This window comes from uncultured Martelella sp., assembly GCF_963677965.2.
Classification (GTDB): Bacteria; Pseudomonadota; Alphaproteobacteria; order Rhizobiales; family Rhizobiaceae; genus Martelella; species Martelella mangrovi.
This window is the reverse complement of record NZ_CAXXFM010000001.1, coordinates 2,148,708-2,169,997: the sequence shown is the minus strand read 5'-3', so window position 1 is coordinate 2,169,997 and position 21,290 is coordinate 2,148,708. Positions and strand designations below refer to the sequence as shown.

Genomic DNA, 21,290 nt, shown 5'->3' with positions numbered 1-21,290 from the left:
CGTGCGGAAGCGGGCTTCGAAAGGTGAAACCAACTGCAGTCGATTTAGCCGACGACGCCGGAAATCCAGGTTGAAAGCGCGGTCTTGGGGGCAGCACCGACCTTGACGTCGGCAAGCTCGCCGCCCTTGAACATGGCCAGCATCGGGATCGAACGGACACCGTACTGAACCGCCAGATCGGGATTGTCGTCGACATTGACCTTGGCGATCTTGACCTTGCCGTTCATTTCCTCGGCGATTTCCTCGAGGCTCGGGCCGATCATCCGGCACGGGCCGCACCATTCGGCCCAGAAATCGACCACGACGGGTTCTTCGGATTCGAGCACTTCCTGCTTGAAGTTGGCAGTATTGACCTTGACTGTCGTCATCATGAACTCCTTGGAGAAGGCGAAAAGTGCTCCCGGCGAACGAGATACTTTCGCATTATCGTAGATTTGTCCTCCATGTGAGCACAGACGGTGGAAAAATCAATGCCGCCGCGCTCACTTTGTCGAAAGAGCCGCCAGCGCGGCCGAAAGTTCGTCCGCCGTCAGACGGCGCACCGCCGTCGTCTCGGTATAGACCAGCAGGCACGAAACCGCCTTGCCCGGGTAGAGCGGCGCCAGGATTTCGCGATAGACCGCCATCTGCGCGGCGTGGCTCAACGGCACGGCCTCCCCCTCCTGCGGCGGGTTGCGGTTGGTCTTGAAATCGACCAGCACCACGGCATCGTCTTCCACCGCCAGCCGGTCGAGCCGACCAGAGACCGTAAAGGCGCCCGCCTCAAGCCTGACGGTTCCGGTGATGGAAACCTCGGCCCGGGCGTCGGCCGAAAACACCGACGCCAGTTCAGGCACCGCCATCACCGCCATCACGCTTTTCCAGATGGCATCGCTTTCTGCCTCGGGCAGGTGCGTTGCAGCGCGCGACAGATAGCGGCGGCAGGCATCCTCACGGTCACGGGCATCGAAACCGGGCAGCAATTGCAAAAGGCGATGGACCAGCCGTCCGCGCTCCAGCGCCAGACTGGCGGAAGCCGCGCCGAAAAGCGGCGAAGTGACAAGCGGCGGCGGGTCTTCCACCTCGAGGCCCGCCCGCGATGGGCTGAGCGGTGGCGCGGGTCTTGCCTCTTCGCGAAACGGTTCGGTGAGCGCCGCCGGCAGGGGCAGACGCTCCTCCGCATCTGCCGTGTCATCGACAACGGGTTTGAAAACGCGCGGCGGAATTTTTTCCTGCCAGATCAGGCCTGACCAGCTTTCCTCGGAAGGCCCGACCATCTCGACCGTTTGCGCGCGCTCCTTCTCATCCGTCGATAGCGCCGACCAGACGAGCCTGTGCCAGCAATCCGGCACTTCCGTCCTGCCGCGATAACCGGCGACAACCAGCCGGTCGGCGGCGCGCGTCATCGCCACATAGAGAAGGCGGCGGTATTCCTCCTTCGTCTCGTCCTCGCGCCGCGCGATATCGTCCAGCACGCTACGGTCTGCATCCTTTTTCGCGGCATGCCAGACGGGCAGCCCTTCCGCCATCACCCGAAAGCCCGAAAGATGGCTTGAGACAAAGGGACGGCCGCCGCTGTCGACCAGAAACACCACCGGCGCCTCCAGCCCCTTGGAGGCATGTACCGTCATGATCCGAACCTCGTCGCGGCCCTTGTCCTGCTCGCGCTTGACCTCGAGACCGCCCTCTTCCATCACGTCGAGGAAAGACTGCAGCCCCGGCAGGCCGGTATCTTCATGATCCTTCGCCGCATTCAGGAACTCGTCCAGAATATCCCCGGCCTCGCTGCCGAGCCGGGCAAGAAAAGCCCGCCGCCCCCCTTCACGCGCCAGGATATCGGCGTAGAAATCAAAGGCGGTGCGGCGGCGGGCGGCATTGATGATGCGCTCCAGTGTCGCCACCGTCGCGGCCAGTGTCTCGTCACCCGCCGCAGCCAGCCGGCGCAGCGACGACCAGACATGCTCGCCCGGTGTGCGGCGGGCGGCAATCGCAAACAGATCGTCTTCGCCAAGCCCCAGAAGCGGGCTCTTCAAAACGGCGGCCAGTGACAGATCGTCTTCCGGCAGCACTGCAAAACGGCCAAGCGCCATCAGATCCTTGACCGCAATGTGATCGGCGAGCTTCAAGCGGTCGGCACCGGCAACGGGAATGTCATAGGGCGATTTCAGCGCCCGTGTCAGTGCGTTGACGAAGGCGTCGCGCTTTCTGACCAGGACCAGAATGTCTCCGGCGCGCACCGGGCGTGCCCGATCCTTCTCGACGATTGTCTCGTGGCCGATCATCTGCGAAATGCGATGCGCGATCCGCCGGGCGAGAATGGCCGCCGGGGCCTGTTCCGGCGTGGCATCGAAGGGGGCGGTCCAGTCCTCCTCGTTTTCCGTTTCGGCCGGCGCGATCATCTCCCAGGCCTCGACGCTGCCGGGGTGGCCGAGGCGGTTGGAGACATGCACCGTTTCATCACCTTCGGCCGAAAGCCCCTTTCGGTTTTCCGGCAGTGAAAACACGCAGTCGACCGCCGACAGCACCGAAGCGGTGGAGCGGAAGGAAAGCGGTAGCCCGAGCTTGGAAAAATCGGCCGCGATCGCCGACACCCGCTTTTGCGTCAGCCGGCCTTCGGCGGCGAAACGCTCCGGGCGGGCGCCCTGAAACGAATAGATCGACTGTTTCTCGTCGCCGACGGCGAACATGGTGCGCAGACCCGGCCGCGCGCCCTCGCCGGTGAAAAAATCTTCGCTTAACGCCCGCACCACATCCCATTGCAACGGCGCGGTGTCCTGCGCCTCGTCCACCAGAATATGGTCGATGCCCTGATCGAGCTTGTAGTGCACCCATGGGCCCGAATCCGAGCGCGCCAGAAGCGCTGCCGTACGGGCGATCAGGTCCTCGAAATCAAGCTTGCCGCGCCGCTGCTTGAGCGCTTCGTAGCGCGTGTCGAGCCGGTCTGCGAGAACAAGTGCGGCAAGCGTCTTTTCGAAAATGTAAAACCGGTTCAGCCGGTCACGAACGGCAAAGACCTGCCGGGCGGCGGCCAGAACCGCTTCGCCGAGTTCCGGCGCTTTGGTCCGCAACGACTTGAACACAAGCGTCGAATCCGCCTTCGGCGTTCCGTCGGCCTTGAGAAAGGCGCTTTCCAGCGCCGAAAACCGGGAGACGGCATCCTTCGCCTCAACGGCGGCCTGCAGCTGATCGGCAAAACCGGCGGCCCGCGACCCGCCGTCATCGCGCGCAATCCCGACCAGTGTCGAAAGGTCCTCAAGGCCTGCAAGCGGCCAGGCTTCGGCGGCAATGGTTTCCGCGTCCGCATCCTTGCCAAAACCATAGGCAGCGCGAAGTCGCGCCTCCAGCCCGTCCGTCCGGCGCGCCTCTTCGAGAAAAGGCCGCACGGCATGGCGGGCGCTGACGATTTCGCCGAGCAGCTTTTCCAGCCCGCTGTCGTCGGCAATGTCCAGCACCGTCTGAAACGCATCCGACAGGGCGGGGTCCTCCCGGCTTGCCGTTGCCGTCAGCAGCTGGCGGCGGGCATCGGCCAGAAGCGTGGCGGCGGCAATATCGTCCAGAACCGAGAAGTGCCCGGCAACATTGGCCTCCAGCGGAAAACGATGCAGCAGGCTTTCGCAAAAGGCATGGATGGTCTGGATTTTCAGCCCGCCCGGCGTTTCCAGCGCATGGGCAAAAAGCCGCCGCGCCACCGCAATTTTCAGCGCATCGGGCCGCGCGCCCTCGATTTCGGCAATCTCATCGGCAAGTTCTGTTTCCGGCAGCACCGCCCACTCGGCAAGCCGGCCGAAGACGCGGTTCGACATCTCGGATGCCGCCGCCTTGGTGTAGGTAAGGCAGAGGATCGCCGACGGGCGTGCGCCGGCAAGCAACAGCCGAACCACTCGCTGGGTCAACACATGGGTCTTGCCGGAGCCGGCATTGGCCGAAACCCAGACCGTGCGGGCCGGGTCGGATGCCAGCCGCTGGCGGCCGGTGGTCCATGACAGCCATTCTTCGGGGCTGGCGTTCATTCCCGGATCGTCAGTCATCGCCGCCCTCCGCGTTGTCATCCGCCGTCGACCACTCGGCGACGCGGGCGAGATGGTCGTATTCGCCGCCGAAATCGCGCGCGCTTGCCGGAATGAGACGCGAGGCAAACGGCCGGGCGCCGGTCTTGAGCGCGGTGACGAACCGGGTGAACTCCCGGAGCGCGTCGCTTGCCAGATCTTCCGCGGTAATCGCCGGTTCCTTTTTGGTTTCCGCCTTTTCCAGGGCGTCGACGCCGAACCGGTGTCCGGGCCTCAGCCGCACATATTTGAGACTTCGGGTTTCAAGAGCGGGCACGTCCTTGAAGGCGCCCGCCGCAAGGGCCGCCGCCTCCAGCGGCAATTGCGGTTCGAGCAGCGTGCGGGCCTGATTGAGCGAGGGCGAAATGCCGGTCTTGTAATCGATGATTTCGGCCCGGCCGTCATCCAGAATGTCGATCCGGTCGGCAATGCCGGTCAGCCTGATATCGGCCAGCGGAATATCGAAACCGGCGCCCGCTTCCGTCAGCGTCCTGTCGATCGGCGTTGACAGCCGTCTTGCCGCCTCGAATTTCAGGAGTTCCTGGGCCACGGATTTCAGCCGCGGCACCCAGCTCAGCGCCAGATGTGGCGGCAGTTCGGTTTCGAGAAGAAGACCGGCCAGCACATCCTCCATCGCCTGGTGTCCGGCTTCGCTTGCGGGGTCCGCGCCGGACTTGATGAAACGCTCGGCCAGTGCGTGATAGAGAATGCCGCGTTCCTTGACCGAAGGATCGTCATTGAACGGGGCGAGCGGATCGAGATTCAGAACCTTCTGGGCATAGATCGCATAGGGGTCGCGCCTGAGCCGTCCGATTTCGGAGAAGGAATAGCGTTTCGGCTGATCTTCGGCCGGCGGATAGGGTTCCGGACGGGCCGGGATGGCCGTGCGCGGCGCGTCATCAAGGGCCGCCGCCCAGCCCAGCATCGCATCGCCGCGCCGTTTCAGCGCGGTCTCGGTCTGCGGGCCGGCAAAGGCCAGCAGGCGTTGCAGCCAGCGGCTGGCAACGGTGGGGGCCGAGCCCTGCCGCAGCGCCCGCGAAAACACCAGATGCGGCGCACCGGCGGCCATGGTCAGGTCATGGGCCAGTTGGCCGACACGTTTTTCCGGCGGTTCGAGGCCGATTTCCGCCTTCATGCCGCGCGACAGGAACGGGTTGTTCTTCGCCTGTGTGGGCCACACGCCTTCATTGAGCCCACCAAGAACGATGGTATCGACATCCTGCAAACGCGCTTCGACCGCACCGAAGATGAACACGCGCGGATTGCCCATGGAGCGCGGCTTCACCGCCTCGGATGCCGTCAGGGCGGCGATGATGTCGATCCATTGCGGGCCGTCGGCTTCAATCGGGCTTTCCGACCCCATGGTCTCCGAAAGCACGGTGGCCAGCCGCTCGCCGGCCTCGCCGGACCAGAGTGCGGAAAGATCGCCCGCCTCGTCGGCGGCAACCGCCTCCAATGCGCGGCCGGTGCGCTCCGCCCAGCCGGAAAGCGCCACCGCTTCGGTCAGCGGCGGCTGGTCCGGGCCACGGGCAACATGGGTTTCAATCAGCGGCGACAGCGCAGCGTCAATGCGTGCGGCAAGGTCGCGGGCAGCTTCCGCCGCCCCCTTCGGCAATGCGGTGCGCCAGTGCGGCGGGTAGCGCTCGTCTTTCTGGCGGTCCAGCGCATCATCGAGAAAGGTCGGAAGGTGTCCGAGGTCGACGGTTTTCGTACCGCCGCGCAGCGCGATCAGTTCGAAAGCCGCACTTGCGGCGCGCATTTTCCGGGCAGAAAGGCCAAAACGCGCCAGCGGATGTTTCATAAGGGCCGCCAGCACGGCAGGATCGCCGGGTTTCAGCGCCGCCTCGAGCATCAGCGTCAGCAGCGTGCCCTGGCCTGTTGTGGAAAGCGGCGTCCCGGCCGAGTCATCCGCCTCGATTGCAAAACGATGAAGCTCTGCGGCAACGCGCCGGGCGAGATTGCGGTCGGGCGTGATCAGGGCAGCCTGCGCCGGACGGCCGTCTTCGCCCGGCTTTTCCAGCGCCAGCCGGAGCGCGCAGGCAATGGCCAGCGCCTCCTGCCGCTCATTGGCCGCCTCCATCAGCGAGACATCGGCAAAGGCGGTCTCCATGTCCTCAGCTTCAATGTCCGTGCGCCAGCGCTCCCACCGGTCGGTCGCATCCGCCGGCGCGAAGGCGGCAGCCAGAATGTGGCGGCGGTTGGCAAGCGGCGGTTCGGGCCGGGCAAGGGTGGCAAAATCGGCGCGCTTTCGCGGCAGGCGTTCGAGCAACCGCGCCATCTCATATTGCGGATGGCTGCGGATCGAAGGATCGGGCATGGCGGGATCGGCATCGGCCGCCGTCAGCGCCTGCCAGTCCTCCTCCGGCATGTCGCAATCAAGCCCCGGCAGAACCACGATCCCCTGCGGCAGATCGCAAACGGCGGCAATCAGATCGGCAATTGCGGGAACCGAACCGGTGGAACCGGCGATAATCACCGGTGCGTTTCCGGTCATGGCCGATATCCGCTCGGCCTCACCGGACAGCAGCGCATTGCGGCGGGCGATGGAAGAGGAACGGCCAAGCTCGTCCAGCCGGCCCGGCCAGTAAAGCGCCGCGATTTTCAGAAATTCGGCGGTCAGTTGCCACCAGACGGCATAGTTTTCCTGTTCCAGCGATGCCAGCCGATCCCAGCCAACCCGCTCGGTCTCCATTGCATCGATGAGTTCGGCGAGATCGCGGGCCAGCCAGACGGCATCGGCCGGGCTTGCGGGCGCGACCAGCGGCGAACCGCCGTGAAGACCGGCCAGTTCATCGGAAAGCCGGTTGCGCCATGGCAGGATCAGACCGGCAAGTTCCAGAAGCCGCGGCACCGGCTCGATCGGCGGCAGGCTTTCGGCACTTTCCGGCAGGTTTTCCTCGAAATAATGCTCGTCCTCATCGGTTTCGCCAAGCGCGCGGATTTCCGGCAGAATTGCCGCCGCACCGCCGAGAAGAGCCGAGAACTCGCCGCGCAGCACACGCACGGCACGCCGGGTGGGTAGGAATATCTTCACATCGGCAAGGGCAAGCGGATCTTTGTCATGATAGCGAAAATCCGGTGTCAGCCGGCCGGAAAGAAGGTTTTCCGCCAGTGTTTGCAGAAACGGCACACCCGGCGGTATCGTCCACAATCCGGCATTTTTCGCCCCCGCCATCTCCGGCTCCGTTCCTTGTCCGATTCACCCACGGTTTTACGGGCCAAACATGGGGTCTGCAAGCGCTGCTGCGCACAGTCGTTGCCACGGGCCGGCATCCGCCACCGCACGAAAAGCTTCAGGAAAACGCAGCAGCCAGTGCTTCAAGTCGCGTATTGGGACCGGAAAGCCGGACGCGGCGGCCATTGCCTTCCTCCTCGAAGGAAAGCGTCAGGGCATCGTCCGGTAATTCGCCCCGTTCCGGCCATTCGACAAGGCTGATCCCCTCGTCGAGCGCTTCGTCGAAACCGAGTTCGATCAGTTCGTCCGGGTCGGACAACCGGTAGAGGTCGAAATGATAAAGCGGCGGCGCGCCGTCATAGAGCTGGACCAGCGTGAAGGTCGGGCTTGGCACATCAAGGGCCGGTTCGCCGAGACGGGCGCGGATCAGCGCGCGGGCGAAGGTGGATTTGCCCATGCCGAGATCGCCGGACAGCGCCAGACAATCGCCGGTCTTCAAAAGCGGCGCCAGTTTTTCAGCAAAAGCAATGGTCGCGGCCTCGTCCGGCAGGAAACGGTCCATCATTCCGCCGCAATGATTTCGGCTCCGCCCTTGTCTGCGGCGGCATCGGGAATGCGGCAGGAGACGGTGGTGCCCGCACCCGGCTCACTGTCGATGAAGACCTTGCCGTTATGCAGGCCGACGAAACTTTCGACAATGGCGAGGCCGAGACCGGCGCCGGCATATTGCGCCTGACGACCGCCGGATTCAAACCGCGAAAACACGCTTTCCAGTGCGTCGTCGGCAATGCCCGGCCCGCTGTCGGTAACCGTGAAGACGAAATCGCCCTTCTCGCGCCAGCATGACAGCGCGATGATCGAGCCGCGCGGGGCGTATTTGACGGCATTGCCGAGGATTTTCAGCAGAACCTGTTTCAGGCGCTGGAAATCGGCGGTGATCGGCCCAAGCGCGGGCGGCGCGGTGATTTCCAGCGTCACGCCGGTTTCCTGCAGACGGCTTGAAATATCGTCCGCCACGGAATCGATCAGGTCATCGAGCGACATATGGTCGAGCTCAAGCTGGAGAATGCCGGCATCGGCCGATTTCAGATCGATCATGTCATTGACGATGGTCATCAGCACCGAGGAAGAATTGGCGATGTGATCGACATAATTGCTCTGACGCGCCGTCAGCGCGCCGGTATCCGGCGCCTTCAGCAGTTCGGCAAAGCCCATGATCGAGGTCAGCGGCGTGCGCAGCTCGTGGCTGACATGTTCGAGGAAGGCGTTCTTCAGTTCCTCCGCCTTGCGCAGGGCGTCGTTCTTCTCCGTCAGCGCGCGCTCGACCTTGATCGAATCGGTCTTGTTGACGAAGGTCAGCATGGTCTGCGCATTCGGCAGCGGCGTCACCGCATAATCGAGCACCAGGCCGGAGGCGAGATCGAGACGGCCCTGGCGGGAGACGCGCTCATCGTCGAATGAGGTGATCATCCGCGCGAACAGCTTCCAGCCATCGGCAGCACCCGGATCATCCGCACAGGTCTGCATCAGCGCGCGGATATGGGTGCCGGGTTCGGCATCCTTGTCGGCGATGCGCCAGAGCGCGAGGAAGGCAGGATTGGACAGTTTCAGCCTGCCGTCCGGCCCGAACACCGCAACCCCTTCGGAAAGATGGTCGATGGTCTCGCCCTGAACCTTTACCAGCGTGTTGTAGCGGGTTTTCAGCGCCACCTGCTCGGTGTGGTTTTCAAACACCCAGGTGGTGCCGCCACGCGGATGGGCGGAGGCGAACACGCTCAGCGTCTCGCCGCTCGGCAGATACCAGAGATCGGAATAGGGCTCGACGGCGCGATAGACAGAAAGCGCCTTGTCTTTCCATTCACGCCAAAGATGCGGTTCCGGCAGCTTGCCGTCGGCGCGCAGACGCTCGAACAGCTCGCCATTGTCGGGATGGGATTCCAGAAAGCCCATATCGAGCTTCCAGAGTTTCTCGAAAGCCTGATTGTAGAATTTCAGCCGCCGATCGGCGTCAAAGATCGCGACCGCGGTATTCAGGTGATTGAGCGTATCGGCATGGCTTTCAAGCGTCTGCTCGAGCGCATCTTCGATGCCTTGCAGTTCGGAAACGTCCCGGGCAATGCCGGCCGACCCGTCGCCATTGGGCACTTCGCTCAGTTCGAAGAAGGTGCGGTTGCCGCCGGTCACCACCGGCTGGCGACCATCGAAACGCGTGCCGGAGCGCACCGCCTCGTCGATCTTTTCCTGAACGGCAGCGCCCACCAGCCTGCGGTTTTCGGCAATGACGTCTTCGCGCTGGCCGCCTTCCACAGCGTTTACATAGGCACGGTTCGCCCAGATCAGCGCACCGTCCGCATCCCGCTGCCAGCAGGGCATGTCGACGGCTTCGAACAATGTCTCGAAGCGATCGAGCAGCGCCTTCTGGCGCTTGTGTTCCACCTTCAGTTCGGCAAGCTCGGCGCGAACGCTTTCCAGCGCGCCGAAGCGGACATGGGCGCGCCCGCCGGTGGTGCCGCCGATGACTTCCAGCACATAGCCATTGCGGGCCTCGGCCAGCATTTCAAACGCCTTGGCCGTCTTGCGCAGGGCGGAGATCGCGCTCACGAGCTGTCGCGTGCTGCCGGGCGAAAGCCAGCCGTCGAAATTCAGAAAAGCATCTTCATCTTCGGGCGCGCCGGCCTCTTTCGGCAGGGTGCCGAGAAATTCCGGTTCGGCATCGGGCCCTTCCCAGAAAACGATGCGGCGATTGCGCTCGGCGTTGAGCGCCTTCAGATTGGCGATGCGTTCGCGGTGATTTTCCAGCTCAAGCGAAAGCCGCTGGTTTTCCGCCTCGGTGCGGCCGCGCAGGCGCATGAACCAGAGCGTGGAAAGCACGGTCGCCGCCAGAATGCCGCAAAAGGCCGACAGCGCCATGACCTCACGCGAGGACAGCATGGGGGCATCAGGCGTCGCAGCAAAGGCGTTTGCCGCCGACAGCGACAATGCCGTGCCGGCTGCAAGCCATCGCGCAATGGCGCGCTTGCCGCACCTTTTGCGAATCATCCGGCCCTCGTTGCTTTTGCCGCCCCGCTCCATTCGTCTCTTCCGCATCTGTCTTTCGGCGGGCTGCGCTCGATCAATTGCCGCAAAGCGCAAAGGCCGCCTTCAAGAGGCTGTTCACATGTCATGAAGACCCGGCCGTTGACAGACCGAATCGCCCCTTTCAAAACATAGACGCTTGACGAATCCGCGAAAAGAGTCCCGCAGAAATAAACGCCCCGCGCCCGGCTGGAAGGGACGGGCCGAGATTAATGTGAACATGCTTTCGGAAGTGTTAAGGCCCTCACGCTCCGGCCATGACCGGCGCCGCCCGTTCGCGCACAGTCAGGTGGATCAGGGCTGAAATGACGCCAAGCGCAATGGCCATATACCAGATCAGATCGTAATTGCCGTAGCGGTCGAACCATATTCCGCCAAACCACACACCGGCAAAACCGCCGAGCTGATGGCTGAGGAAGACAAAGCCGAACAGCGTGCCCATGGCGCGCGGCCCGAACATCACCACGATTAGCGCGCTGGTCAGCGGCACGGTGGACAGCCACAGGCCGCCCATGACCAGACCGAAGATCAGCACCGAAGCCGGCGTCAGCGGCAACCAGATGAACACCAGAATGACAACGGCCCTGAGCGCATAGATCCCCGCCAGCACATGCGGCTTGGCAAAGAAATTGCCCAGACGGGCGGCAATCAGCGTGCCGAAGATATTGGCAAAGCCGGCAAGCGCCAGCGCCTTCAGGCCGAGCGCCCTGAGTTCGGGCGCCGAAAGCCCGGTGCCGGTGCAGAAATTCTGCACGTAATTGGGCAGATGCGCGGTGATGAAGGCAAGGTGAAAACCGCAAACAAAGAAACCGGCCGCCAGCATCACGAAACTCGTATGCCCGAAGGCATGGCGGATGGTCTGTGGCAGGTCGATGTCGCTTTGGGTTGCGGACACCTTGCTCTTGACGTGCAGAAACGGGATCGCGAGCGCCATCGGCGTCAACAGCGCGGTGACGATCAAAAGCGTGGTGCGCCAGTCGAAGGAGCTGATCAGCCAGGCCGTCAACAGTGGCAGCAGCGCCTGACCGGCCGAGCCCATGGCCGATGCGACGCCAAGATAGAAGCCGCGCTTTTCGGCCGGGGCCGCACGCCCGACCACGGCCAGAACCGTGCCGAAGGCCGTGCCCGAAACGCCCATGCCGACCAGAACGCCGGCCCCCATGTGCTGGGCAAAGGGCGTGGTGCCGAAAACACAGATCAGCATGCCGAGCCCATAGCACAGAAAACCGAGCCAGAGTGCGCGCCGGTCGCCGAACTTGTCGGCGAGCATGCCGAAAAACGGCTGCGCCAGGCCCCAGACGAGGTTTTGAATGGCAATCGACAGCGAGAAGATTTCAATCCGGCCGGCGAACAGGTCATCCGACAGGGGCAGGACAACCCCGCCGAACACCGAACGCACCCCGAAGGAAAGCGCCAGTACGAGCCCGCCTGCCAGCATGATGATCAGCATGTCGCGGTCGATGCCGCGGTTTTCCGTCTGGTCCATTCAGATCTGTCCCGTATTTCCCCGTCCGGATACTTAGCAAAAATCAGGACGCGGGAATAACGAATATATCTGAACTCTGACGTCAGGACCCTTGATAGGACGTTTCATGTGGCAGAGCGGCGACGCCCTCAGGCGTCATCCGTCAGAACGATCTGGAGCTTGACGTCTTCCGGCCGCTGCTCGACGGCGCGGTCGAAGGCTTCCACCGATTTTTCAAACGGCACCGTATCGGAAATCAGCGGTTTCAGGTCGACCTTGCCGCTGGCAATCAGGGCAATGGCCCGCTCATAGACATTGGCATAGCGAAACACCGTTTCGATGCGCGCTTCGCGCGCCTGCAGGCCGACGATATCGACGGGAACCGGATCGATCGGCATGCCGACGAAAACAACCGTGCCGCCCGGCGCCACAAGGCCGGAAACGCCGAGAATGGCCGATGGCGCGCCGGAGCATTCGAACACGACATCCGCGCCCCAGCCGCCGGTCTTTTGCGCGACCGCTTCGGCCATCGATGTCTCGCCGAGATGAACAGTCTCGATGCCGTCATAGCGCCCGATGATATCAAGCTTGGGCTGGCTGAAATCGGCAATGATCACCCTGGAGCAACCGCCGGCATGGGCGGCAAGCGCGGTCATCATGCCGATCGGGCCGGCGCCGGTCACGACCGCGACATCGCCGGGCTTGATGCCGGCCCGCATTGCCGCCTGCATGCCGATGGCGAAGGGCTCGACCATCGCCCCTTCGGCAAAGGTGACGTGGTCGGGCAGTTTGAAGGTGTAGGCCGCCGGATGAACGACTTCCGGCGCGAGGCATCCATGCACCGGCGGCGTTGCCCAGAAGCGGACAGCCGGATCGACATTGTAGATGCCGAGCTTTGCCGCCTTCGAATTCGGATCGGGAATGCCGGGCTCCATGCAGACACGGTCGCCGGGTTTCAGGTGGCCCACATTGGCGCCCACTGCGGCCACCGTGCCGGAAGCCTCATGGCCGAGCACCATCGGCGCATCAACCACGAAGGGGCCGATCTTGCCGTGGGTATAGTAATGCACATCCGATCCGCAAATGCCGACGGTGTGCACGCAAATGCTGACATCGTCGGGACCGAGTGTCTGCTGCAGATCGATCTCCCTGAGGTTCAGTCGACCCTTTTCCTCCAGTACCAGCGCCTTCATGCTATTTTGGCCTCCTCCGACACAACACATACTCCTTGCTAAGGCGCGGCAACACTCACCGCGTCGATGAAATTGACGTCTTTCACGGCCGCGATGACGCCATCAGACCGGTCTTCCGCAATGGCACCAGAACGGTCGATACCCGCCGGAATACCCCGTGACAAAAGCGTGTTATACGCCATTTACATTTGTTTCAATAAAAACATAAATGTAAATTTACAAATGTCAAATTTGCATTTCAGATGAAAACGGTTCATATGACGGACAGGTATGAAACGCGCGACGGGATGCGCCTGGTGGCAAGTGAAACGAGTGTGGAAACCGAGGCGTTTCTGGTCGAGGTCTGCTGGCATTATTTCATCAATGAAATGACCCAGTCCGAAGTGGCGGCACTGATGGGGGTCACCCGGCTGCGCGTGAACCAGGCCATCAGAAGCGCGCGCGCCGACGGGCTGGTGCGGGTCGATATCCAGTCGCCGCATGTCATGCGCCTGCGCCTGCAGGAAGACCTGAAGACCCGCTTCGGCCTTGCCGACGCCATCGTGGCGCCGGCCAATGCGGACAATCACGACTATCAGCGCCCCGCAGGCGCCGCCCTTGCCAACTATCTGGCAAAAGGATTGCGCGAGGCCCGCTGGCAGCGGATCGGGGTGTCCTGGGGCATGACGCTGACAAACGCGATGACCCATCTGCCGCGCATGCAATTGCCGGAAATCGAAATCATATCGATGATCGGCGGCACATCGCAGGGCGCATCGTTCAACACGTTCGGGATCGCCTCTGGTTTTGCCGACCGGCTGGGCGCCCGATATTCGCTGTTTGCCGCCCCGGTCTACCTCTCGCCCGGCACAGACAGGGAAGAGTTTCTCTCCGATGCCGTTTTCAGCGAGCATCTGGAAAAGCTGAAAACCCTCGATCTCGCCGTTCTGGTTGCCGGCGACCTGTCCGACAGGTCCGTTTTGATGAACACCGGACTGCCGTCCAGTGTCACACCGGCGACCCTTTCCGAAAAAGGCGCGGTCGGCGATATCGTCGGCCATTTTATCGATCACAACGGCCGGGAGGTCGACCACTTCATCAATGACTGTGCCGTCGGCATCCGGCTTGATGCGCTTGAGAAGGTTCCCGAGCGGGTGCTTGCCGCAGCCGGCACACACAAGGTCGACGTCATCATCGCCGCCATCCGCCGCGGGCTCGTTACCACGCTTGTGACCGACGACATCACCGCCGAACGCATTCTGGCCAGGACCTCATGAAGAAAACAGTTATTTTCGATTTCGACGGTGTGCTCGCCAACAGCGAAATCATCGCGCTCGCCGAACTCCAGACCTCACTTGAAGAATACGGAATAACGGTCGACTGGGATACGCTGGTCGAGAAGTTTCTCGGCGCCTCGATCAAACAGATCACCGCCTTTGTCGAAAACAGCACCGGCAAGCCGGTTGAGCCCGCGTTTCAGAAGGACTGGTATGCGCGGCTGTTTGACCGCTACGCCCGCGAACTGCAGCCGATGACGGGTGCCGCGGACATGCTCGACAGTCTGGATGCAGCCGGCATCGGCTACTGCATCGCGTCCGGCGGCTCCTACAAACGGCTGGGTGTGGCGCTTGAGTGTATCGGCTTTGCCGACCGTTTCCGCGGCCGCGCTTTCAGTGCGGAATCGGTCGAACACGGCAAGCCCGCGCCCGACGTTTTTCTGTACGCCGCCGAACAGAGCGACGCGCAGGCCGGCGACTGTGTCGTGCTTGAAGACTCGATTGCCGGCGTCATTGCCGCCGGCCGCGCCGGGATGCGCTGTGTCGGCTTTGTCGGCGGCGGCCACCTTGAAGGCATAAGGCCGCTTCATGCCGAACGGCTTCAGAGCGCAGGCGCCGACACCGTGCTCACAGACCTGTCCGGTTTCCGGCAAGCCGCGTTCGGCGCTGCCTGAAGCCTGTTGACAGGGGGCGCAAAGCCCGACAGAATCACGGAAATTCCGAGGGGAGCATCATCCGATGCTGAGATGGCAATGCGCCGGACCCTTGAACCTGATCCGGGTCATACCGGCGTAGGAACGGAAAATGGTTGCCTTCCCTGTTTTCGCGCCCGCGCCGCTGCCCGGTCTTCGTATGATCGTGGAGCGCTTTCTATGCCGTTGGACATTCGTAACATCTGCCCGCCGGGAACTCTTGCCGGGGCACGGCCATGAGAACGGTCGACTATCGCCTGAACGCCATTGTCGATGCCGGTCTGGTTGAGGCCGCGCCGCTGGCGGAGTTGGCGCGGCTTGCCGCCGAAAACGGCGCAACGCTGATCCAGTATCGCGACAAATTCGCCAAAACCCGTCAGATGGTCGAACGCGCCGTTCAAATCCGCGCGGCGCTTGTGCCCACCGGCGTGCCCTTCGTCGTCAATGACCGGATCGACGTGGCCCTTGCGGCCGAGGCCGACGGGGTGCATCTGGGCAGCGACGACATGCCGGCGGAGATCGCCCGGAAGCTGCTTGGCCCGGACGCCATTATCGGGCTCACGGTCAAGAACGCCTCCGATGGCGCCAGGGCGGCGGCCGCACCGGTCGATTACGCCTGTATCGGCGGTGTTTTCCAGACGCTTTCCAAGATCAATATGGATCCTCCGGTGGGCCTCAACGGCTTTCGTGCGCTGCGCCGCGGCCTCAAACGGGCGCGGCCCGACCTGCCGGTTGGCGCGATTGCCGGTATCAAGCTTGAAGACGTGCCACGGCTGATGGCCGAAGGCGCCGACGGCATTGCGGTGATTTCCGCGATTTTCCACGCACCCGACGTTTCAGCCGCAACCCGTGAACTCCGCCGCAGCGTAGACACGGCCATCGCACCCCCGGCACAATGACGGAAAAGCCCGGCACGCTGCACGCCCGGGCAGCACAGCTTGCCACGCGGCTGGAAACGGCACTCGCGATGGTCGCCGCCACCGTGCTGGCGGTGATGCTCGCCGTGGTGCTGACCAGCGTGGTTCTGCGCTATCTGTTTCACACCGGCGTTATCGGAACGGAAGATCTCGGCATCTGGCTGAATGTGGCGCTGATTGCCCTTGCCGCACCGCTTGTGCTGTCCGGCCCGCTTTCCATGCGGCTTGATCTGCCTTTCGGCCCGGCTGCCAAAAAACTGGCCGGCATCATTGCCGATGCGTTCAGCCTGCTGGCGGCTCTTGTGCTGATTTTCGGCAGCACGCGCGTCGTGAACCTCATCGGCGGCACATCGCCGGCACTCGGCCTTCCCGAATGGGTGCGTTTTGCGGTGACCGGCGCAGGCGGCGGTCTTCTCGCGATCATTCTGGTTCTTCGTCGCATCGGCGAACGGCAGGCTCTGCCGCTTGCCGCATCCGCGACCCTCGCATCCGCAGTCTATTACGCCTGCCTGCACGTCACCGTCACAACCGCCCTGCCTGCGAGCATTGCGATCGCGATAGCGGCGGCGGTCGGCCTTGTCGCCGCCGCACCGCTTGCCCACGCCTTCATCGCGGCGGCGATGATCGCCATTCCCTTCGGCGGCAATCTTGGAACGGAAACCATCGTCACCACGACCGTTTCCGGCATGTCCCACTTTCTGTTGCTCGCCATTCCGTTCTTTTTGCTGACGGGGGCAGCCCTTTCCGCCTCGGGCGCGGCAACGCACCTTGTGGCCTTCGCCGCCTCACTGGTCGGCCACCGGCGCGGGGGGCTGGCGCAGACGGTGCTGGCCACCGGCACGCTGTTTTCCGGGGCCTCCGGCTCGTCGGTCGCCAATGCCGTGTTTTCCGCCACCACCTTTCACCCGGAACTGGTGCGCCATGGCTATCCGCCGGCCCGCTCCGGCGCGATCATTGCCGCCTCGTCGGTGCTCGACAACATCATCCCGCCGTCAATCGCCTTCCTGATCCTGGCGGCCGCGACCGACCTTTCCGTGGGCGCGCTGCTTCTCGGCGGGCTGTTTGCGGGGCTGGTGATGGCGGCGGCTCTCTCCATCGCCATTTACCTCACGACCCGCAATCTGCCCGGCAGCAGACCGGCGGCCAGGGGCGAACGCCGGCGATCCCTGCTGGCAGCGGTCCCCGCCTTCGGGCTCGGCGTCATCGTGGTTGCCGGCATCCGCATCGGCATCGTCACCACCACCGAGGCGGCAGCCCTTGCGGCCATCTATGCGCTTGCACTTGCGGCTTTTTCGAAAACGCGCCGGACAGCGCTTTTTTCGGTTTTCCGGCAGACCGCGACCGAAGCGGCGGCCATCGGCCTTCTCATCGGTTCGGCCGGACCGTTTGCCTTTCAGCTGGCCGTTGACCGCGTATCCGGCATGATCGCCTCAACCGTTGCCGCTTTCGGCGGTTCTCCCGCCGCGGTCCTGGCCTTTTCCGTCATCGTTCTGCTTGGCGCCGGGCTGGTTCTCGATATCGGCGCGGCGATCCTGCTTTTAGGCCCCCTTCTGCTGCCGCTTGCCACCGGTTCCGGCATCGACCCGATCGCCTTCGGCGTGATCATCGTCACCACGCTGATGATCGGCGGCCTGACGCCGCCGGTCGGCATGCTGGTTCTGGTGGTGGCCGGTGTGACGGAGGTTCCCTCGGCCGAGCTTTTTCGCGCGGTGCTGCCCTATCTCGCCGCGCTTCTTGCGGCAATCGCCATTCTGTGCATCTGCACCCTGTTGATCTGAGAGGAAACGTCATGCAGCCCCTCACCCGTCGCCATTTCCTGAAAGCCGCTACGCTGACCGCGCTTTCGGCCCCGTATATCGCCCGCCCGGCCCTGGCGCAGACCACGGTGACCGTGGCCTCATTGCTCGGAGAGGACAAGCCGGAAACCAGAATCTGGCGCTATATCGCCGAAAAGGCCGAGGAACGGCTGCCCGGCCGTTTTCGCTTCAACATCGTCGCCAATGGCGCGCTGGGCGGGGAAAAACAGGTTGCCGACAGCATCCGCCTCGGTTCCGTGCAGGCGAGCCTTTCGACCGTTTCGGCGCTGTCGTCATGGGTGCCGCAATTGCAGATCCTCGACCTGCCGTTCCTGTTTCGCAGTCCTGAACACCTTGGCCGCGTGGTTGCAGGCCCCGTGGGCGCGGAACTGAAAAGCGCGCTTGCCGATGAGCGCTTCATCGTCGGCGGCTTTATCGACTACGGCGCCCGCCATCTTCTGACGAAAACGCCGGTAACCCGGCCGGAAGGGCTTGAAGGCGTCACGATCAGGGTAATCAACAGTCCGCTTCATACCGGGTTGTGGAGCGCCTTTGGCGCGGTTCCCGTCGGCATCCCGATTACCGAGACCTATAACGCGCTGGCCACCGGGGTTGCGGATGCCATGGACCTGACCAAATCCGCCTATGCCGGTTTCAAGCTCTACGAGGTCGTGCCGTGCCTGACCGAAACCGGGCATATCCGCGCGTCCGGCGTGATCTATTTTTCACAAGCGTTCTGGAACGGGCTCGATCCCGAGGCCCAGACCGTTCTGGAGGCGATTTCAGCCGAGGCCGCGCTCTATTTCAATGCGCTGATCGTGGAAGATGAAACCGCGGCCATGGAAACCGCGCGCGAAAATGGCGGCACCGTGTTCCAGCCCGAGGACATGGACGCCTGGCGGGCGGGCGCCAGGAACGTCTGGGCCGATTTCGCCCCGGCTGTCGGCGGCATGGAACGGATCGAAACGGTCGCAAACACCTGAGGGGCGGAAATCGGAAATGATCTTCGAGGGTCTCAGACCTTGCGCGGGCGAAAACCCCGCAATACTCTCTCGCCAATGCGCCAATAGATAACGAGGTAATCCATGTGCACGTCCCTGCTCTACACAGATCTTTCCGGCTCCGTTTACGCAGGACGCACACTGGAGCTGCCGGTGGAACTGCCTTATCTGGCGGCGTTCCTGCCCAGCGGCACACCGCTTTCGTCAAAGGCCGGCAATCATGCACCGCTGACCTATGAGAGCCGCTACGACATTTTCGGCGTCGTGGTGCCCAATGGCAGCGTCGAGGACCTGAAAGTGGTGGAAGGCCTGAACGAGGCCGGGCTGAATTTCTCCCTGCTTGCCTTCGCCGACACGCATGGCCCCGATGACACGCAAGCCGAGGATGTGCCGGTGCTGTCGGCAATCGATCTCGGCGCATGGATGCTGGCACAGTTTTCCACCGTGGCGGAAGTCAGGGAAGCGCTTGAAAAGCAGACGGTTCTGGTCGATCCGCTGGCAGCCCTCGGCGGCGTTGTGCCGCCGTTCCACTACACGGTTCATGACCGGAGCGGCGCATCCATCGTCATCGAATTCTTCGACGGCGAACGCCATATCTTCGACAACCCGCTGGGCGTGATGACCAACAGCCCGCGTTTCGACTGGCACCTGACCAATCTCAACAACTATACCCATCTCAGCAATATCGACCATTCGAGTGCGACCTTGCTCGGACAGAATTTCATACAGCCCGATTCCGGCATCGCCACGGTGACGCTGCCCGGTTCGGACACCGCCGTCGACCGATTTGTCCGGGCTGTCTATTATGCCCATTTTTCAGAAAAGGCGGACGGGCCCGAAGCATCGCTGCGCCAGCTTGGCCATGTGATGAACAAGTTCGACCGGCCCAAGGGGGCCTCCGTCTATTCCAGCGCCAAGGCCAGCGCGCTGACGGAATCGGCCACCAAGCTGACCGGCCAGCAGCCGGCGCAAAAACCGGAGTTCATCACCGAATATACCTCCTGGATCACGCTGATCGATCTGGAACGCAGCACAGTCATGCTGCGCACCTATAACAGCCTCGGCTATGCGTCCTTCGACCTTGCCGCGCTGAAGGCCGGCGCCACCGGCCCCAAGGTCGTCCCGCTCGAAGCCTTCGATCAGGCCAGCCCCGATGCCGACAAGGTGCTGCTGGCGCTTTAGGGCGTTCCAAACAGAAAACGCCGCGTCTTTCGGGGACGCGGCGTTCTGATATAGCGCTGTCGCAGCCCGCTCAGTGATGGAAACCGGAGGCTTCGTCTTCGGTCAGCGGTTTGGTGATCGGGTGTGCCCTGAAATAGTCGATCGCCGCCTTCATGTCCTCGATCAGCAACGAGCACAGGTCGATCGAAACGCCGTTTCTGACCAGAATGCGCTGGATCGCCTGATCCTCGCAATTGGCCGGCAGCGTATAGGCCGGCACCTGCCAGCCGCGTGCGCGCAGACGGTCGGCGAGGTCGAACAGCGTGTAATTGGTCGGCAGATTATCTTTCAGCTTCCACGAAACCGCCGGAATGCCCTTTTCCATGTCGCCGTCGAAAACGATATCGACAAGATTGGTCTTCCTCAGTTCATCCGCCAGATAGGCGGCACTGCGGTAGCAGGCCTCGTGAACCTTGCGATAGCCCTGACGGCCCAGCCGCAGAAAGTTGTAATACTGGCAGATCACCTGTCCGCCCGGGCGCGAAAAGTTGAGCGCGATATCGCGCATGTTGCCGCCAAGATAATTGACCCAGAACACCATCTGCTCGGGAAGATCCTGCTCCTCACGCCACAAGACCCAGCCCACGCCAAGCGGCGACAGGCCAAATTTGTGCCCGGAGGCGTTGATCGATTTCACCCGCGGCAAACGGAAATCCCATTCCAGATCCGGCGCGCAGAAGGGCGCCAGAAATCCGCCGCTGGCGCCATCCACATGGATGGGAATATCAAGCCCGGTGCGTGCCTGAAGATCGTCAAGCGCATCGGAGACGGCCTTCACCGGCTCGTATTCGCCGGTATAGGTGACGCCGAGGGTCGGCACCACGCCGATGGTGTTTTCATCGCAGAGCTTCAAAACCTCTTCCGGGGTCATCAGCAGGCGGCCGTTTTCCATCGGAATTTCGCGGTGCTCGACATCCCAGTAGCGGGTAAACTTGTGCCAGCAGATCTGCACCGGTCCGGTAATCAGGTTCGGCTTGTCGGTCGGCTTGCCCTCGGCCTTGCGCCGTGCTTCCCAGCGGCGCTTCATCGCAAGCCCGCCCAGCATCGCCGCTTCGGACGAGCCGGTTGTCGAGGTTCCCGTCGCCGGGCCTTCTGGCGCATTCCAGAGATCGGCCAGCATCCGCACGCAACGCGCCTCGATTTCGGCGGTCTGCGGATACTCATCCTTGTCGATCATGTTCTTGTCGATGCAATCGTCCATCAGCTTGTGGACTTCCGGCTCCTCCCAGGTCTGGCAGAAGGTTGCCAGGTTCTGGCGGGCATTGCCGTCGAGCAGCAATTCGTCATGAATGGCGGCATAGGTAAGACGCGGAGCGCGTTCCTTTTCGGGAAAGCCGGATTTCGGCAGGATCGCCGAAAGATCGGCCGCACCGTAGGTCTCGTCATTGAGATCGAACGGGTTGTCCTGTTGGCGTTGGTCCGTCATCGGCATCCTCTCCCTTTGTCGCTGGTCTCTCAAACGGTGTTATCGGCT

General features: G+C 63.0%; 15 protein-coding genes and 1 riboswitch. Of the genes, 6 read left to right on the top strand and 9 right to left on the bottom strand.

Features of this window, described 5'->3' with window-relative positions; genetic code table 11:
• Window positions 1-44 precede the first annotated feature (44 nt).
• The 8 genes from trxA to ACHZCU_RS10150 form a co-directional block, all read right to left on the bottom strand.
• The gene (trxA, locus tag ACHZCU_RS10185) at window positions 45-368 is read right to left on the bottom strand and encodes a thioredoxin (RefSeq protein WP_106312355.1); all 324 of its coding nucleotides are present in this window, start codon (window positions 366-368) and stop codon (window positions 45-47) included.
• Between the two features lie 114 nt (window positions 369-482).
• On the bottom strand, window positions 483-4,007 hold the full coding sequence (gene addA, locus ACHZCU_RS10180; protein WP_319518694.1) for a double-strand break repair helicase AddA: 3,525 nt from the start codon (window positions 4,005-4,007) through the stop codon (window positions 483-485).
• Complete coding sequence (addB, locus tag ACHZCU_RS10175) at window positions 4,000-7,200, bottom strand: double-strand break repair protein AddB (protein ID WP_319518693.1); 3,201 nt, start codon at window positions 7,198-7,200, stop codon at window positions 4,000-4,002. Before addB ends, addA begins: the two co-directional genes overlap by 8 nt.
• A gap of 118 nt (window positions 7,201-7,318) precedes the next feature.
• Entirely contained in the window at window positions 7,319-7,762 is a 444-nt protein-coding gene (gene tsaE, locus ACHZCU_RS10170) for a tRNA (adenosine(37)-N6)-threonylcarbamoyltransferase complex ATPase subunit type 1 TsaE (RefSeq protein WP_394706046.1), read from the bottom strand.
• The gene (locus ACHZCU_RS10165) at window positions 7,762-10,239 is read right to left on the bottom strand and encodes an ATP-binding protein (RefSeq protein WP_319518692.1); all 2,478 of its coding nucleotides are present in this window, start codon (window positions 10,237-10,239) and stop codon (window positions 7,762-7,764) included. The genes tsaE and ACHZCU_RS10165 overlap by 1 nt, the downstream gene beginning before the upstream one ends.
• A 280-nt stretch (window positions 10,240-10,519) precedes the next feature.
• Window positions 10,520-11,761, bottom strand: a complete 1,242-nt coding sequence (locus ACHZCU_RS10160) for an MFS transporter (RefSeq protein WP_106312334.1) — start codon at window positions 11,759-11,761, stop codon at window positions 10,520-10,522.
• A 128-nt stretch (window positions 11,762-11,889) separates the two neighbouring features.
• Window positions 11,890-12,933 carry an NAD(P)-dependent alcohol dehydrogenase gene (locus ACHZCU_RS10155; RefSeq protein WP_319518691.1) on the bottom strand — a complete coding sequence of 348 codons (1,044 nt, stop codon included), beginning with the start codon at window positions 12,931-12,933 and terminating at the stop codon, window positions 11,890-11,892.
• Between the two features lie 38 nt (window positions 12,934-12,971).
• On the bottom strand, window positions 12,972-13,115 hold the full coding sequence (locus tag ACHZCU_RS10150) for a hypothetical protein (RefSeq protein WP_181190881.1): 144 nt from the start codon (window positions 13,113-13,115) through the stop codon (window positions 12,972-12,974).
• 114 nt (window positions 13,116-13,229) lie between these two features.
• Between ACHZCU_RS10150 and ACHZCU_RS10145 the strand changes: the two genes are divergently transcribed.
• From ACHZCU_RS10145 to ACHZCU_RS10120, 6 genes are all read left to right on the top strand, one after another.
• Window positions 13,230-14,189, top strand: coding sequence for a sugar-binding transcriptional regulator (locus ACHZCU_RS10145; protein ID WP_394706045.1), 960 nt, complete (start codon window positions 13,230-13,232; stop codon window positions 14,187-14,189).
• Window positions 14,186-14,863 (top strand): HAD family phosphatase, encoded by a 678-nt coding sequence (locus ACHZCU_RS10140; protein ID WP_319518690.1) that lies wholly within the window; start codon window positions 14,186-14,188, stop codon window positions 14,861-14,863. Before ACHZCU_RS10145 ends, ACHZCU_RS10140 begins: the two co-directional genes overlap by 4 nt.
• Before the next feature lie 38 nt (window positions 14,864-14,901).
• A riboswitch (TPP riboswitch) is annotated at window positions 14,902-15,004 on the top strand.
• A 113-nt stretch (window positions 15,005-15,117) separates the two neighbouring features.
• Entirely contained in the window at window positions 15,118-15,780 is a 663-nt protein-coding gene (gene thiE, locus ACHZCU_RS10135) for a thiamine phosphate synthase (protein ID WP_319518689.1), read from the top strand.
• Window positions 15,777-17,576 (top strand): TRAP transporter large permease subunit, encoded by a 1,800-nt coding sequence (locus ACHZCU_RS10130; protein ID WP_319518688.1) that lies wholly within the window; start codon window positions 15,777-15,779, stop codon window positions 17,574-17,576. Before thiE ends, ACHZCU_RS10130 begins: the two co-directional genes overlap by 4 nt.
• 11 nt (window positions 17,577-17,587) lie before the next feature.
• Complete coding sequence (locus ACHZCU_RS10125; RefSeq protein ID WP_319518687.1) at window positions 17,588-18,577, top strand: TRAP transporter substrate-binding protein; 990 nt, start codon at window positions 17,588-17,590, stop codon at window positions 18,575-18,577.
• A 102-nt stretch (window positions 18,578-18,679) separates the two neighbouring features.
• A complete protein-coding gene (locus tag ACHZCU_RS10120) occupies window positions 18,680-19,777 on the top strand; it encodes a linear amide C-N hydrolase (RefSeq protein ID WP_319518686.1) in 1,098 nt (365 codons plus the stop codon).
• A 70-nt stretch (window positions 19,778-19,847) separates the two neighbouring features.
• Here ACHZCU_RS10120 and ACHZCU_RS10115 read toward each other — a convergent pair whose 3' ends face one another.
• Complete coding sequence (locus tag ACHZCU_RS10115) at window positions 19,848-21,242, bottom strand: glutamate decarboxylase (RefSeq protein WP_319518685.1); 1,395 nt, start codon at window positions 21,240-21,242, stop codon at window positions 19,848-19,850.
• Window positions 21,243-21,290 lie beyond the last annotated feature (48 nt).